Consider the following 15006-nt stretch of genomic DNA (forward strand, 5'->3'; position numbering starts at 1 on the left):
ATGGCCAAGTCCTTCGCCTCGCAAGGGGATCTCGCGGAGAAGAAGATCTCCTTCACCGAGGTCGGCCGGGATCTCTGGGCCTTCACGGCGGAAGGGGATCCGAACACCGGCGTGATCATCGGCGACGATGCCGTGATGATCGTCGACGCGCAGGCGACTCCCAGGCTCGCCGGCAAGGTGATCGAGAAGATTCGCACCGTGACGGACAAGCCGATCAAACAGGTCGTGCTGTCGCATTATCATGCGGTGCGGGTACTCGGGGCTTCCGCCTATCAGGCTTCCGAAATCATCATGTCGGAGAAGGCGCGCGCCATGGTGGTCGAGCGCGGGCAGGAGGATTGGGATTCCGAGTTCGGACGCTTCCCCCGCCTGTTCCAGGGGCATGAATCGATTCCAGGCCTCACCTGGCCGACGTTGACGTTCAACGATCGTATGACGCTTTATCTCGGTAAACGACGGGTCGATCTGCACTTCCTTGGTCGGGCCCACACGGCCGGCGACATCGTCGCCCATGTGCCCGACGAGAATGTCATGTTCACCGGTGACATCGTCGAGTACCACTCGGCCTGTTATTGCGGCGATGCCCATTTCGCCGACTGGCCGGCGACGCTGGAGGCGATCCGCGCCTTCCGGCCTTCGGCGATCGCGCCGGGCCGGGGCGATGCGCTGGTCGGCGAGAAGATGGTCGACACTGCGCTGGACAGCACGGCCGACTTCGTGACGTCGACCTACCGCCCGATCGCGCGCGTGGCGCAGGGCGGAGGTTCGCTCAAGGAGGCATGGGACGCCTGTCGGGCCGAATGCGACCCGAAATTCTCGTCCTATGCCATCTACGAGCATTGCCTGCCCTTCAACGTGGCGCGCGCCTATGACGAGGCTCTGGGCGTTGACACGCCGCGCATCTGGACGGCCGAGCGTGACCGCGAAATGTGGGAGCGCCTGCAGGGCTGAACCGGCGCAGGAAGTCGCGGCTTCAGGGAGGATCGATGGCGCGGTATCGCTACGAACATTTCGGCTATGTTCCGCCCCCGGAAGTCTCCGGCAGGGTGGCGCCGTCGCGCTATCCTGTCGTCATCGTCGGCGCCGGTCCGACGGGGCTTTCGATGGCGATCGATCTTGCTTTGCGCGGCGTCGCCAGCGTCGTGCTCGACGACAACGACGTCGTCTCGGTCGGAAGCCGTGCCATCTGCTGGGCCAAGCGAACCCTGGAGATCTTCGATCGTCTGGGCGTCGGCGAGCGCATGGTCGAGAAGGGGGTCACCTGGAAGATCGGCCGCCTCTACCACGGCGAGAGGGAGGTCTATAGTTTCGACCTGCTGCCGGAGGACGGGCACAAGATGCCGGCCTTCATCAACCTCCAGCAATATTACGTCGAGCAGTATCTGGTCGAACGTGCCCGCGAGTTCCCCGACCTCATCGATCTCCGTTTCAAGAACAAAGTTGTGGGCGTCGAGAAGACGGCCACGGGCGCCACTGCCCGCGTCGCGACGCCGGATGGCACCTACCGCATCCAGGCGGATTATCTGCTGGCCTGTGACGGCGCGAAGTCGGCCGTGCGTACGGCGCTGGGCCTGGAATTCGCCGGTAAGCTCTTCGAGGAGCGCTTCCTCATCGCCGATATCGAATTGAAGGCGGACTTCCCATCGGAGCGCCGCTTCTGGTTCGAGCCGACGTTCCATGCCGGAGAGTCGGCCCTGCTCCACAAGCAGCCCGACGACATCTATCGTATCGATCTACAACTTGGATGGGACGCTGATCCGGAAGTCGAGAAGCGACCGGAGAACGTCATTCCGCGGATAGAGAAGGTGCTCGGCCGGAGCGATTTCGAGCTCGACTGGATATCCGTCTACACGTTCCAATGCCGCCGCATGGAACGCTTCGTCCATGACGGCGTGATCTTCGTCGGCGACAGTGCCCATATCGTGTCGCCCTTCGGCGCGCGCGGCGGCAATGGCGGCCTCCAGGACGTCGACAATCTCGGTTGGAAGCTGGCGGCCGTCATCAAGGGGCAGGCACCCGAAACCCTGCTCCAAAGCTATGACGATGAGCGGATTCACGGCGCCGACGAGAACATCTCCAATTCGGCCCGCGCAACGAATTTCATGACGCCGAAATCGGCCATGGAGAAGATGCTCCGCGACGAAGTCCTCGATCTGGCGGGCGACATGGTCTTTGCCCGCAAGCTCGTCAATTCCGGCCGCCTGTCGGTGCCGTGCTCGCTTGCCGGCCTGTCGTTGCAAACCCGCTCGCCCGATGCGATTCTGGAGCCCGGCGAGGCCTGCCTGGACGCGCCTCTCCAGCAGGACGGCCGGCCGGTCTGGCTGCTCAATCAATTGAATGACGGTTTTGCATTGCTGTCTTTTGGCGACCGGCCTCGTATCGAGGTGAACGATCTCAGCCACGTCCATGTTGCGCGCCCGGGCGAGGGTGAGCTTCAGGATGTCACGGGGCACGCCTTCCGCCGCTATGGCGAGAATCTGACTTATCTAGTGCGCCCGGACCAGCATGTTGCAGCCTGCTTCAGCACGCCCGACGCCGGAGCGATCCGGACGGCGCATCAGCGCGCACTCGGGAGGGCATGATGAAGGTCGATCTTGGCACGGACCGTCTCGGCGCGGCAGGTGACGTATTCTACGCGGCTCTGCTGGATGCCCATCAGGACTTGTCCGAGGAAGAGAGCGCGCGGCTCAACGCCCGTCTGGTGCTGATCCTCGCCAACCAGGTTGGCGATCTGGAGATTTTGCGTGCCGCGATCAGCAAGGCAAGGGAGCGGTTCCGGCCATGACCACACCAGTCCTCTACGACTATTGGCGCTCCTCGGCGAGCTATCGCGTGCGGATCGCACTCAATCTGCTCGGCATCGAGTATGAGGCGGTTTCCGTCAATCTGCTCGCGAAAGAGCACAAGACGCCCGAACATCTCGCCCGCAATCCGAAAGGCGCTGTCCCGGTGCTGGACATCGACGGGCTGAGGCTCACCCAGTCGCTGGCAATCGTCGAATATCTCGAAGAGACGCGACCCGGGGCGCACCTGTTGCCACCGGATCCCGCTGGGCGCGCAAGGGTGCGCGCACTTAGCTACGCCATCGCCATGGATATCCATCCGATCTGCAATCTCAGCCCCGTCGCTCACGTCATGGCATTGACGGGAGGCGGCGATGCGGTGCGCTCCGACTGGATGAAGAAGTTCATCGGCGAGGGTCTCTCGGCTATCGAGAAACTGCTCGATCATCCTGCCACCGGCCGCTTCTGCCATGGCGACCGGCCGACTATGGCCGATCTCTGCCTGGTGCCGCAGGTCTATAACGCGAACCGCTGGCAAGCCGACACCGCGTCCTTCTCGCGGATCAACGCCATCGTTGCCGAATGCGCGAAGCTACCGGCCTTCGAGGCTGCGTACCCGCGGGAGAGTTGACGCCGTAGAAAACCCCTCATCCGACCGAGCTTCGCTCGGCCACCTTCTCCCACAAGGGGAGAAGGGCAGGTGCGGGACCGCTCGCGCCAATCACCAGAGGCGCCGATTTGCAGAAGCCGATATGCCAGGCTCCACCTTCTCCCCTTGTGGGAGAAGGTGGCCTCGCGAAGCGAGGTCGGATGAGGGATGGTCGGTCACAGACGGCAGCTACTCCGCGGGCACCGTCTTCAGGCTCTTGCGTTTCGAGAACTGCTGGTCGGCGATCACACCCGCCAGGATGACGGAGCCCATCACGGCGAAGTTGAGCGAGCTCGGAATGCCGAGCAAGTTGACGAGGTTTTGCAGGACTTGGAGCAGGACGGTGCCGAGCACCACGCCGAGGATGGATCCTTCGCCGCCGCGCAGCGAGCAACCGCCCAGCACGGCCGCGGCGATCGCATAAAGCTCGTAGAAGTTGCCGTGCGACGACGGCGAGATCGAGCGCGTGTACATCGCGATGAAGATCGCGGCGATCGCCGTCAGCCCGCAACAGATCACATAGGCCGTGACGATGACGCGCGATGTATTGATGCCCGAATAACGGGCGGCTTCCTCGTTGTTGCCCACCGCGAAAAGATAGCGGCCATAGACCGACCGGTGGAGCACGACCGCCATGATCACCGTCAGGACGGCGAAGGCGATCAGGCTGTGCGGGATCCCGTAGAAACGGCCGGCCACCAGCCATTCGAGCGCGGGAAAGCTGGCACCGAAGGGAAACCCGGCGGTGGCGTCGTCCGTGTAATAGCGGGCGATACCGCGATAGATCAGCAGACCGCAGAGCGTGACAACGAAAGGCTGCAGGCCGACGCGGGTGATCAGCAGGCCATGGACCAGGCCGATCAGGCAGCCGAGGAGGAGGACCAGAAGGAACGCGACGCCCCATGGCACGCCGGCGCTCGCCACGAGATCGACAAAGATGACGCCGAGCAGCGCGATGATCGATCCGACGGAAAGCTCGATGCCGCCCGAAATGATCACGAATGCCTGGCCCAGCGCGAAGATGCCGAACAGGCCGATCAGATTGGCGGTGTTGGACAGGTTCACCGGCGAGAGAAAGCGCGGGTTGATGACGGCGACGACCGTGCCCACTACCAGGATCAGAACGAGAAGCCCCAGGTCCTTGCGATTCACTCGGCAGCCTCCTTGTCTTGCACGCGGCCCACTGCCAGCGACAGGATGTTTTCTTCGGTAAAGCGCGTGCGGTCGAGAAAGCCCGCGATCGCACCTTCATGCATGACTGCGATGCGGTCGCTGACGCCGATGACCTCCTCCATGTCGCTGGAGATCATCAATATGCCGACGCCCTTGTCGGCGAGTTCGCGCATGAGGCGGTAGATTTCGTTCTTTGCACCGACATCGATGCCGCGCGTCGGCTCGTCGAAGATCAGCAGCTTCGGGCGCATGGAAAGCCATTTGGCGAGAACGACCTTCTGCTGGTTTCCGCCCGACAGCGATCCCGCCTGCACCGCCATGTTCGGACAGCGTATGTCCAGCTTTCTTTTCTGGACCTCGGCCTGGTCGCGGAGCTTCGCTCGATCGACGATGCCGAGCCGGGCAAGCGCCCCGAGACCGGCGAGGCTGATATTGTCCCGGATCTTGAATGGAAGGATGAGGCCCGCCCGTTTCCTGTCTTCCGGAACGAGATAGATGCCCCGCTCGATCGCCACTTGCGGGGAGCCGATTGCCGCCTTTCTGCCGTCGATCCTGATCTCGCCGCCAAGCAGGGGATCGAGGCCGAAGATGGTGCGTGCGAGTTCCGTCCGCCCGGAGCCGACAAGCCCTGCGAGGCCAAGGATTTCGCCTCGGCGCACTGTGAGGTCGACCTCCGCGCCAGGCCGGAAGATTGTCTTCGCTTGGATGAGCTCCAGCACGACGTCTCCCGGCGGGGCAGCCGGCGGCCGGTAGAGGGTCTTCAACTCGCGGCCGATCATGTGGCGGATCATTCGGTTTGTCTCGATTTCGTGGCGCGGGAGTTCGGCGACGGTCCTGCCGTCGCGAAGCACGACGACGCGATCGGCGATCTCTTTCACTTCGCCCAGTCGATGGGAAATGAAGATCACGGCGACGCCGTCGGCACGGAGCCTGTTCAGAACCTTGAGCAGCCGCTCCGTTTCCGTGACGGTGAGGCTCGATGTCGGCTCGTCCATGATGACCAGCCGCGCCTTGAGCGACAGAGCCTTGGCGATCTCGACGACCTGTTTTTGTGCAAGGGAGAGTGAGGATACCGGCGTGTCGGCGGCGAAATCCGCGCCGAGCTGGGCGAGATAAGGTCGCGCGGCGGCCTCAAGCGCGTCACGGTCGATCAGGCGCAGCGGTCCTCCGCGCAGCGGTTCGCGTCCGATCAATATGTTCGCCGCGGCTGTCAGATTATCGAACAGGTTGAGTTCCTGGTGGACGAACGCAATGCCGGCGCGGATCGATTCGGTCACCGAGAGCCGCGCGACGTCCACTCCGTCGATCGTGATGGTGCCGTCGCTCGGCTCCGCCACGCCGCCAAGTACGTTCATCAGGGTGGATTTGCCGGCGCCATTCTCCCCCACAAGCCCGATGACTTCGCTGGCGGACACCGCAAGGCTGACATTCTCCAGAGCCCTGACACCGGGGTAGAGCTTCGAGATGCCAGTCAGCGTCAGGAACGGAGCGGCCATGAGCAACTATGTTTGCAAGAGCGCGATCGGGCAAGATCGGAGAAAGGCCGGCGAGCGGACCGGCAGACCGGCCTTCGTGATGTGCTTCACTTGCCTGCGATGCGCGCCTTGAGCTCGGTCTCGAAGGCATCGACATTGGCCTTGTCGATGATTTTGGTCGGCACGATGATGAGCTCGTCGGCCGGCACGACGGATTTGTCGCCTTCGAGATACTTCGCCATCAGCTTCATACCCTGATAGCCCCATTCATAGGGCTGCTGCACCACCGTCGCGGCGATGGATCCTTCGCGCACGCCGCCAAGGGTGATCGGGTCCTCGTCGAAGGCAACGATGGTTATGCTGCCCAGCTTGCCGGCTTCCTTGAGCACTTCGTAGATGCGCGGCGTGTTGTAGGAGTAGAAGCCCACCATGCAATCGATGTCCGGATTGGCGGCAAGCGCGTCCTCGACATTGCGCTTCGCACGGGTCTGGTCGATATCGTCGCCACGCACATCGATCAGCTCGACCTTCGAGCCCTGGAGCGCGGCCTTCATGCCCTCGATGCGCTCACGGGCATTGTCTGCGCCGGGAAGTCCGACGAACCCGATGCACTTGCCTCCGTCAGGCATAGCCTTGATCGCGATCTCGCCTGCCTGCTTGCCAGCATCGGTGTTGGACGAGCCGATATAGGCGATGCGGTTGGTATCCGGCGCATCGCTGTCGGTGGTGAACAGCGGCACCTGGCCACCGACCCTGTTCAGGGCTTCCGTCGACGTCTTCGGATCGACGGCGCTCACCATGATAGCCGAGACGCCGGCCGCAACGAGATCGTCCATCAGCCGCTGCTGCACGGCTGCGGCCGCCTGTTCCGGATATTTGAATTGGAGATCGTAGTTGGGCAACTCTTCCTGGGCCTTCTTGACGCCGGCTTCGGCAAGCTTCCAAAAATCGGAGGCCCCGTTGACGACAAAAGCGAGCGCCTTCTTGTCCTGCGCCTCAGCCGACGAAACCGCGAAAGCGGCGGTCATCAGCAGCGCGCCTAAAGCAAGTCGTAGTCTCATCTGCGTCCTCCCTGGATGTTGGCCTGGATAGTGGATCTGGTGGCCGAACCTCTTGTTTCCCTAGGCAGTAGGTGAGCGATGAACGAATATCCGGCGTGAGCGCCGAGTGGCGGAAGGCTTCCGCTTCGAAATCTCCTCCCGGTACGCCTCCCCCGGAATTCCTCTCGTCCGGCAACAGCTAATCGCAGCACGAAAACGGAGTCAATAATTGTCTGACAAATAGGATTAAAGCCGCAGGATTTGGACTGCCTTCAGTCGCTTTGACGAACGTGGCGCAACCGGTCGAACAGGACTGCCACGATGATGGCGCCGCCTATAAAGGTGCCCTGCCAGAAGGCATTGATGCCGAGCAGGCCAAGGCTGTTGCGGATCACTTCGATCAGTGCTGCGCCGATGATCGCGCCGATTGCCGTGCCGGCTCCGCCGGCGAGATTGGCGCCGCCGATGACGGCGGCCGCGATCACCTGGAGTTCCATGCCGGCGCCGATATTCGTGGTGACGGCACCAAGCCATCCGGTCTGGATGATGCCCGCGATGCCGGCCGACAGCGCCGAGATCATATAGACGGCGACCTTGATGGGTCTTACCGGAACGCCGGTGAGGATCGCGGCATGCTCGTTGCCGCCGATCGCGAAGACATGTCGGCCGAACTTGGTCCAGCGCAGCACGAAGCCCGTGAGGAGGGCAAGTACGACCATGTAGATGACGGGATTGGCGATGCCGAACAGCCAGGCACCCCCGCCCAGGGCGAGCAGCAGGTCATGGTCCGGCCCGAACTCGAACACCACCGTGTTGTTGGACGCGACCATGGCCAGGCTGCGGGCGATCGACAGCATGCCGAGCGTCACCACGAAGGGTGGAAAGCCGAGATAGGCTATGAGCACGCCATTGAAGCCGCCGATGAGAAGGGCGGTGCCGATCGAGGCCGCGATGCCGACTTCTATGCTGTAGCCGGCATGCATCACGACGGCCAGCACCATGCTGCACAAGCAAAGTACGGAGCCCACCGAGAGATCGATCCCTCCTGTGATGATGACGAATGTCATGCCCAGCGCGATGATGGCCACAAAGGTGGTGTTGCGCGTGATGTTGTAGAAATTCTTCGTGGTGGCGAAGGAATCCGTCGCAAAGGCCAGGAAGATGCAAGCGGCGACGACGGCCATGAAAACCCAGAAGGTTTGGCTTCCCAAAATCGCCGAGAGGCGGCTGTGCTGTTTCTGGGCGATCTGCCCGTCAAGAGTTATGGCCATCTCGCTCAGACCTGTTCAATGGCGCCTGTTATGAGACCTGTGACCTCTTCGGGCGATGTCGAGGCGATCGGCCTGTCCGCCACCTTCCTGCCACGCCGCAGCACGACGATGCGGTCCGCGACCGAGAAGACGTCGGGCATACGATGGCTTATGAGCACGATGGCCATACCCTGGTCGCGAAGCAGCCGGATCAGGTTGAGCACCTCCGCGACTTGGCGAACGGAAATGGCGGCAGTCGGCTCGTCCATCAGCACGATCTTCGGTTCCGACAGCCTTGTGCGGGCGATCGCCACGGCCTGGCGCTGCCCGCCCGACATCTGCCGGACGAGGTCGCGCGGGCGCGTCTCGGACTTCAGCTCCGCGAAGATCTTCGCCGCACGGCGATACATGGCGGGATAGTCGAGCACCCGGAACGGGCCAAGGCCGCGTCGCAATTCCCTGCCCAGGAAGACATTCGCGGCCGCGGTGAGATTGTCGCACAGGGCGAGATCCTGGTGGACGATCTCGATGCCGTGGCGACGCGCATCGACGGGGCGATGGAGCACGATCTCGCTGCCGTCCAGGCGCATCGTACCGTGGCTCGGGCGGAAGTTCCCCGCGATCATCTTCACGAGCGTCGACTTCCCGGCGCCATTGTCGCCCATCAGACCCACGACCTCCCCGGCCTCGAGCGAAACGGAGACGTCGTTGACCGCCTGTATGGCGCCAAAATGCTTCGAGATGTTCTCGAGTTCGAGAACCGCCACCGGTCTGATCCTCCCATCCTGCGCGGGGCCTCCGCGGCAAGCACATGCAATAATTCTTGTCGATCTTCTCCCGGGAGACGCAGCTCGAATTTATGCAGAGGCTTGCGCGGGCGTCAATCAATCGTCCGTGCGAACAAGGGGGAGCTAGTTCGAAAAATCAGTTTTGTCGGACAAATTGATCGTTGACGGGCGGCCCGGGCCGTTATTAGCTGAAATGGGGAGGATGATCCATGATGATCCCTGTCGTCGACAAGACGGCGTGGGTGCTGGCCACGGTGAAGGCGCCGGGCCCGAGGGGCTGATGTTTTGCATTGGAGGACGTCTGTTCATTCACGGGAGGAACGAATGAGGAAATTACCGCTTCTGATCGCCGCGGCTGCCCTTGCTCTCGGCAGCGGGCCCGCTCTTGCCAAGAAGCAGCTTGTCATCGTCGTCAAAGGCCTGGACAACGCCTTCTTCGAGGCGATCAACCAGGGCTGCCAGAAATGGAACAAGGAGAACGCCGACTCGGAATATGAATGCTTCTATACCGGTCCGGCTTCCACGTCGGACGAAGCCGGCGAAGCGCAGATCGTCCAGGACATGCTGGGGAAGGCCGACACAGCGGCGATCGCGATCTCGCCCTCCAACGCCAAGCTGATCGCGCAGACGCTGAAGACCTCCAACCCCACCGTGCCCGTCATGACGATTGACGCGGATCTCACCGTCGAGGACGCGGCCCTGCGCAAGACCTACCTCGGCACCGACAACTATATGATGGGCTATCGTCTCGGCGAGTACATGAAGAAGGCCAAGCCGGACGGCGGCAAGGTGTGCTTGATCGAAGGCAATCCCGGCGCCGACAACATCCTGCGCCGCGCACAGGGCGCGCGCGATGCACTGACTGGCCAAAAGGGCCTGACGGAGTTGAAAGGCGAAGGCGGCTGGACCGAGGTCGCCGGTTGCCCGGTCTTCACCAATGACGACGGCGTGAAGGGCGTGCAGGCGATGACCGACATCCTGGCGGCCAACCCCGACCTCGACGGTTTCGCCATCATGGGCGGCTGGCCCCTGTTCATGGCGCCGCAGCCCTATCGGGATTTCACCAAGCCACTTGCCGAGAAGATCGCCAAGAACGAGTTCGTGATCGTCGCCGCCGACACGATCGGCGAAGAGGTCGCCATTGCCAAGGAGGGGCTCGTTACCGCGCTGGTCGGCCAGCGGCCCTTCGAGATGGGCTATAAGGCCCCATCGGTCATGCTCGATCTGATCGCCGGCAAGGCGGTCGAGGATCCGGTCTTCACCGGGCTCGACGAATGCACGAAGGACACTGCCGACACCTGCATCCAGAAATAGGATCGTCGGCTGCCGGCGCCTTTGCGCTTCCTCAACGGAGGTGGAACCGCCGGCCTGCTGGTAGCGCTTTTTCGGCCGGCTGCGACAGGGCGGCCGGGAGAGCGACTGTTTGACGCTTCTCCAGGACGCCGGGTTCTGGCAGGCTCCGCCTTGGCGTATCCGAGGATTCGCGCTCGCCCTGGACCACGCCAGGGCTCAGCGAAGGGGGCTGAAAGAATGGCAAGGGAAAGGCAGGCTCGGACGACCGCCGATGCGGTCGAAACCGTCGTGGAGGCGAAGCCGGCGCGGATGCGCGCGCGGCTTTCCGGCAGCAGCGTGCATGCTTCGGTCGCCAACGAGATCGGGCTGCGCATCGTGCATGGCGATTATGCCCCCGGCGCAATCCTGCCCAACGAAGCGGCGTGGGCAAGGATGTTCGACGTCAGCCGCTCGGCGGTGCGCGAAGCGATCAAGATGCTGATGGCCAAGGGCTTGCTCAATTCGCGTCCCAAGGTAGGAAGCTGGGTCGAGCCACGCGAGCGCTGGAACCTTCTCGATCGCGATGTCCTCACCTGGTATGCGATGTCGCCGGATCGGGAGACGTTCCTGAAGACGGTGCAGGAATTCCGCTACCTGATCGAGCCGGAGGCCGCGGCTTTCGCGGCCAGGCGCCGGACGGACGAGCAGATGGCCGAGATCAGCGAGGCCTGCCGGCAGATGGGCGAAGCGCCGTCGCTGTCGGAGCGTACCGCGGCGGACACCCGTTTCCACCTCGCCATACTGCGTGCCTCCGGCAACGAGTTGCTGGTGCCGCTCGGGGTGTTGGTCGAGTCGGCCTTCGACCAGCTCTTCATTTTCGTCACGCGCGAGCAGGACGATCTCGCCTATGCCCAATCGCTCCATGAGAACATCGAAAAAAGCATCCGGCTGAGGCGCCCGGAAGCGGCCCGCGCAGCGGTGCGTAAGCTCCTTGGCAATACCGATGAGATCATCGCCGCCGGTGCCGGGCGGGCTCCTGTCGCATCCTCCCGAAAATCGGAATCGATTTTCGGGAGGAACGAGGCGTAGGTTCGAAGGTATTTCGCGAGGTCGTATCGGATATGCAGCCCACTGGCGTTGTTGAGCAACGCGGCACGCCCGGCGAGGTCTTCCGTGCCTTTCTCAAACTGGGACTGACATCGTTCGGCGGACCGATTGCCCATCTCGGCTATTTTCGGGACGAACTCGTCATCCGGCGCAAATGGATCGATGAAGAAGGCTATGCCGATCTCGTCGCGCTCTGTCAGTTCCTTCCCGGGCCTGCAAGCAGCCAGGTGGGATTTGCGCTTGGGCTGCTGCGCGGCGGTCCGCTCGGGGCACTTGCGGCATGGACGGCGTTTACGCTGCCGTCGGCCGCATTCCTGGTCATCTTTGCGTTTGGCGCAGCCGCCTTCTCGGGACCTTTCGGGGCAGGTCTCCTGCACGGCCTCAAGGTCGTTGCCGTTGCCGTCGTGGCCCAGGCGGTTTGGGGCATGGCACGGACCCTCGCACCCGACCGGAGGCGTGCGGGCATCGCTCTCGCTGCCGTGTTGATCGTCATGTTCGCGGCGGGTTCCATCGCACAGATGGCGGCGATCGGTTTCGGGGGACTCGCCGGCCTGTGGTTATGCCGAAATGGGGCGACGTCCATGACCGGACACCTCCGCTTCCAAGTTTCGAGGATGGCGGGCGTCGTGGCCCTGGCGTTGTTCTTCCTTCTTCTAGCAGTCCTCCCTTTGCTTGCCGAACAGTCGCCACTTGTCGCGCTCGTCGATGCATTCTATCGGGCCGGGGCGCTCGTGTTCGGCGGCGGCCATGTCGTGCTGCCCTTGCTCCAGGCCGAGCTCGTCCCGCCGGGATGGGTGAGCAACGACGCGTTTCTTGCCGGGTATGGGGCTGCACAGGCCGTCCCTGGCCCGCTTTTCAGCTTCGCCGCTTATCTGGGGGCAGTCATGGGGCCGCATCCCAACGGCATTGCCGGCGCGGCGATAGCGCTCGTCGCGGTTTTTTTGCCCGGTCTTCTTCTTCTGGTCGGCGCTTTGCCGTTTTGGGATGCTTTCCGAATCCATCCGGCTGCACAGGCTGCCATGCGGGGCGCCAATGCCGCCGTCGTCGGCATTCTCGGCGCTGCTCTCTATAGTCCTGTGTGGGTCAGTGCTATCCTTGCCCCACGCGATTTCGCGCTCGCGCTTACGGGCTTTCTTCTGCTCACGGTCTGGAAGGCCCAGCCATGGATCGTCGTTGTGCTGCTTGCAGCCACCGGTGCCGCGCTGGGGCCGACATGAAGGAGGATTGAGATGGCTACCGTCAACGTTCGTTACATCGTCGATGATGTCGATGCAGCGATTGCATTCTACACGCAGTCCCTCGACTTCACCGTCGCCATGCATCCCGCCCCGAGTTTCGCAATGCTCGCCAGAGGCGACCTGCGCCTGCTGTTGAACGGTACCAGCGGGCCGGGCGGAGCATCGCAACCCATGCCGGACGGACGCAGGCCCGAGCCCGGCGGATGGAACCGAATCCAGATCGAGGTCGCCGACATCGAAGACGAAGTCAAACGCTTGCGCGCCGCCGGTGCGAGATTTCGAAACGAGATCGTGGCTGGAATGGGCGGCAAACAGGTCCTGGTCGACGATCCCGCAGGAAACCCCATCGAACTGTTCGAACCTCCGGCCAGATAGTGCAACCCTATCCGATTTGCTTCTCGCCGGCTTCTCTTGTGAGCACGATATCGCGCGTCAGCGGAGCGAGCAGGATGTCTTCGCGCTGGCCGGGACTGAACCAGATCATCTCTTCGATTTCGGCTGCCGGTACCGGCTCCTGGTCTGCCGTGACCTCGAACAGTTCCGCCACCACCTCGGCACCGGGTTCGTTTGCGGCCGGTGCCGAGAATTTGCCGAGATAGGTGCTCTGCGCCATCGTGATGCCGAGTTCCTCACGCAATTCGCGCGCCAAGGCGTTGACGGGCTGCTCGTCAGGTTCGATCTTGCCGCCGGCTTGCATGAACGCTTGCGTACCGCGCTTGCGCACGAGCAGCAGATTTCCGTTCCCGTCGCGGATGATGGCGGCTGCGATTCTGATGGTTGCCATGCGGCCTCGGCTGCGGAATCGGTTCTGGACGTTGATTGGAGACTGACATCATGTTTGCGGCGAAGGCCATCGGCAATCTGGAGAAGCCGGAATTCTACCGGGAACTGGCCGACCAACTCGGCGCCTTGCTGGCCGGTGAAAGCGACCCCATCGCCAATGCGGCCAATACTTCGGCGCTGATCTTCCAGATGATGCCCGATCTCAACTGGGCAGGCTTTTATTTCCTGCGCTCCGCGGATGAGCTTGTGCTCGGGCCTTTCCAGGGTAAGCCTGCCTGCGTGCGCATCGCCGTCGGACGTGGCGTGTGCGGAACGGCGGTCGAGCGCCGGGCCTCCGTCCTGGTCGAAGACGTGCTTGCCTTTCCCGGTCATATCGCCTGCGATGCAGCGTCCCGGTCGGAATTGGTCGTGCCGCTCATTCGCAACGACGCGGTGCTTGGCGTCTTCGACCTCGACAGTCCGTTGCCCGGCCGCTTCGACAATGACGATCAGGTTGGCGTAGAGCGGCTCGCCGCAATCTATCTCGCCGCGAGTTCGTGAGGGGATCAGTCCTTGGCTGTCTCCGTCACACGAATGAATTCGCGTTCGGCGGCCGTGACATAGTGCTCTTTGTGGCGGAGCATGGAGAAGCGCCGGCGCGGTAGTGGGTATTCGACCGCGGCGAGGCTGCCCGCTTGTAGGGCGCTGGCGGCGACCAGCCGTGACATGACGGTCACCCCGGCTCCTGCTTCGACGGCGGCAAGCACGGATTCGTTGGTCGGCAGAACAAGCTCGATGTCGATATCCGACATTTCGAAGCCCTTCTCCTTGAGCATTCCGGCCAGGATGGAGCGTGTGCCGGAGCCGAATTCCCGCAGCACCCAATGAGCCGACCGCAGATCGATGTCGTCTGTCTTGCCGGTCCATGGATGCCCAGCCGGCGCAACCAGCACCATCTCATCTTCGGCCACGGCCGTGACCGAAAGTGACGGCTCTTGGACATCTCCTTCGACAAACCCGAGATTCGCGGTCCCCTCTCGCACCCTGGCGGAGACCGTCTCGGTGTTGCCCATGCTCAGCATTACCGAGAGGCCGGGGTGCTTTTGTCGGAACGCGCGAATGAATTTGGGCAGCCAATAGTTGCCCACTGTCTGGCTCGCCGCCAGATGAAGGGAACCCCGCTTCAGTCCGGCGAGATCCGCAAGCACGAGCTCTGCCGTCGCCGCCCGTGCCAGAACGGCCTTCGCTTCGACGAGGAAAAGTCGCCCGGCGTCGGTAAGCGCGATGCGGCGGCCGACCCGATCGAAGAGCTTGGTCTGATAACGCGACTCCAGCGCGGCAACCGCCGCGCTGGTGGCCGATTGCGTGAGATTGAGGTCGCGGGCCGCCCGCGTGACGTGCTCGCGTTCGGCCACGGCGACGAAGATCCGCAATTGTTCCAGCGTCATTTCGATCCTTAGAGCATTTGC

General features: G+C 63.0%; 14 protein-coding genes and 2 pseudogenes. 9 read left to right on the plus strand and 7 right to left on the minus strand.

Going from position 1 to position 15006, the window contains the following annotated elements:
* The 4 genes from ACCO56_RS02665 to maiA are packed head-to-tail and all read left to right on the plus strand — an operon-like array spanning position 1 to position 3414.
* The gene (locus ACCO56_RS02665) at positions 1 to 951 is read left to right on the plus strand and encodes an MBL fold metallo-hydrolase (protein WP_433637347.1); all 951 of its coding nucleotides are present in this window, start codon (positions 1 to 3) and stop codon (positions 949 to 951) included.
* A 35-nt stretch (positions 952 to 986) separates the two neighbouring features.
* Positions 987 to 2582, plus strand: a complete 1596-nt coding sequence (locus ACCO56_RS02670; RefSeq protein WP_433637349.1) for an FAD-dependent oxidoreductase — start codon at positions 987 to 989, stop codon at positions 2580 to 2582.
* Positions 2579 to 2785: a DUF2783 domain-containing protein gene (locus ACCO56_RS02675; RefSeq protein ID WP_433637352.1), complete on the plus strand. Its 207-nt coding sequence runs from the start codon at positions 2579 to 2581 to the stop codon at positions 2783 to 2785. The genes ACCO56_RS02670 and ACCO56_RS02675 overlap by 4 nt, the downstream gene beginning before the upstream one ends.
* Complete coding sequence (gene maiA, locus ACCO56_RS02680; protein ID WP_433637353.1) at positions 2782 to 3414, plus strand: maleylacetoacetate isomerase; 633 nt, start codon at positions 2782 to 2784, stop codon at positions 3412 to 3414. Before ACCO56_RS02675 ends, maiA begins: the two co-directional genes overlap by 4 nt.
* Positions 3415 to 3621: 207 nt before the next feature.
* Here the strand turns inward: maiA and ACCO56_RS02685 are convergent, their stop codons facing one another.
* The 5 genes and pseudogenes from ACCO56_RS02685 to ACCO56_RS02705 all read right to left on the minus strand — a co-directional run bounded on the left by ACCO56_RS02685 (position 3622) and on the right by ACCO56_RS02705 (position 9258).
* Positions 3622 to 4584, minus strand: a complete 963-nt coding sequence (locus tag ACCO56_RS02685) for an ABC transporter permease (RefSeq protein ID WP_433637355.1) — start codon at positions 4582 to 4584, stop codon at positions 3622 to 3624.
* Positions 4581 to 6101 carry a sugar ABC transporter ATP-binding protein gene (locus ACCO56_RS02690; RefSeq protein ID WP_433637357.1) on the minus strand — a complete coding sequence of 507 codons (1521 nt, stop codon included), beginning with the start codon at positions 6099 to 6101 and terminating at the stop codon, positions 4581 to 4583. Before ACCO56_RS02690 ends, ACCO56_RS02685 begins: the two co-directional genes overlap by 4 nt.
* An 86-nt stretch (positions 6102 to 6187) precedes the next feature.
* Positions 6188 to 7141, minus strand: coding sequence for a sugar-binding protein (locus tag ACCO56_RS02695; protein WP_433637359.1), 954 nt, complete (start codon positions 7139 to 7141; stop codon positions 6188 to 6190).
* A gap of 251 nt (positions 7142 to 7392) precedes the next feature.
* The gene (locus ACCO56_RS02700; RefSeq protein WP_433637360.1) at positions 7393 to 8391 is read right to left on the minus strand and encodes an ABC transporter permease; all 999 of its coding nucleotides are present in this window, start codon (positions 8389 to 8391) and stop codon (positions 7393 to 7395) included.
* Between the two features lie 5 nt (positions 8392 to 8396).
* Positions 8397 to 9258: pseudogene (locus ACCO56_RS02705) on the minus strand (ATP-binding cassette domain-containing protein).
* Between the two features lie 224 nt (positions 9259 to 9482).
* Here ACCO56_RS02705 and ACCO56_RS02710 point away from each other — a divergent pair.
* The 4 genes and pseudogenes from ACCO56_RS02710 (at position 9483) to ACCO56_RS02725 (ending at position 13150) form a co-directional block, all read left to right on the plus strand.
* Positions 9483 to 10472, plus strand: a complete 990-nt coding sequence (locus ACCO56_RS02710) for a substrate-binding domain-containing protein (RefSeq protein WP_433637361.1) — start codon at positions 9483 to 9485, stop codon at positions 10470 to 10472.
* 288 nt (positions 10473 to 10760) lie between these two features.
* Positions 10761 to 11447: pseudogene (locus ACCO56_RS02715) on the plus strand (FadR/GntR family transcriptional regulator); the annotation flags it as partial.
* Between the two features lie 104 nt (positions 11448 to 11551).
* On the plus strand, positions 11552 to 12754 hold the full coding sequence (gene chrA / locus ACCO56_RS02720) for a chromate efflux transporter (protein ID WP_433637363.1): 1203 nt from the start codon (positions 11552 to 11554) through the stop codon (positions 12752 to 12754).
* 12 nt (positions 12755 to 12766) lie between these two features.
* On the plus strand, positions 12767 to 13150 hold the full coding sequence (locus tag ACCO56_RS02725; RefSeq protein ID WP_433637365.1) for a VOC family protein: 384 nt from the start codon (positions 12767 to 12769) through the stop codon (positions 13148 to 13150).
* A 7-nt stretch (positions 13151 to 13157) separates the two neighbouring features.
* On the opposite strand, the gene ACCO56_RS02730 is transcribed toward ACCO56_RS02725, so the two are convergent.
* Complete coding sequence (locus tag ACCO56_RS02730) at positions 13158 to 13559, minus strand: NUDIX hydrolase (RefSeq protein ID WP_433637367.1); 402 nt, start codon at positions 13557 to 13559, stop codon at positions 13158 to 13160.
* Positions 13560 to 13609: 50 nt separating this feature from the next.
* Here ACCO56_RS02730 and ACCO56_RS02735 point away from each other — a divergent pair, with 50 nt between their 5' ends.
* Entirely contained in the window at positions 13610 to 14098 is a 489-nt protein-coding gene (locus ACCO56_RS02735) for a GAF domain-containing protein (RefSeq protein WP_433637369.1), read from the plus strand.
* Positions 14099 to 14103: 5 nt separating this feature from the next.
* On the opposite strand, the gene ACCO56_RS02740 is transcribed toward ACCO56_RS02735, so the two are convergent.
* Positions 14104 to 14985 (minus strand): LysR family transcriptional regulator, encoded by an 882-nt coding sequence (locus ACCO56_RS02740; RefSeq protein ID WP_433637372.1) that lies wholly within the window; start codon positions 14983 to 14985, stop codon positions 14104 to 14106.
* Positions 14986 to 15006 lie beyond the last annotated feature (21 nt).

The organism is Mesorhizobium sp. 1B3, assembly GCF_050958605.1.
Taxonomy (GTDB): domain Bacteria; phylum Pseudomonadota; class Alphaproteobacteria; order Rhizobiales; family Rhizobiaceae.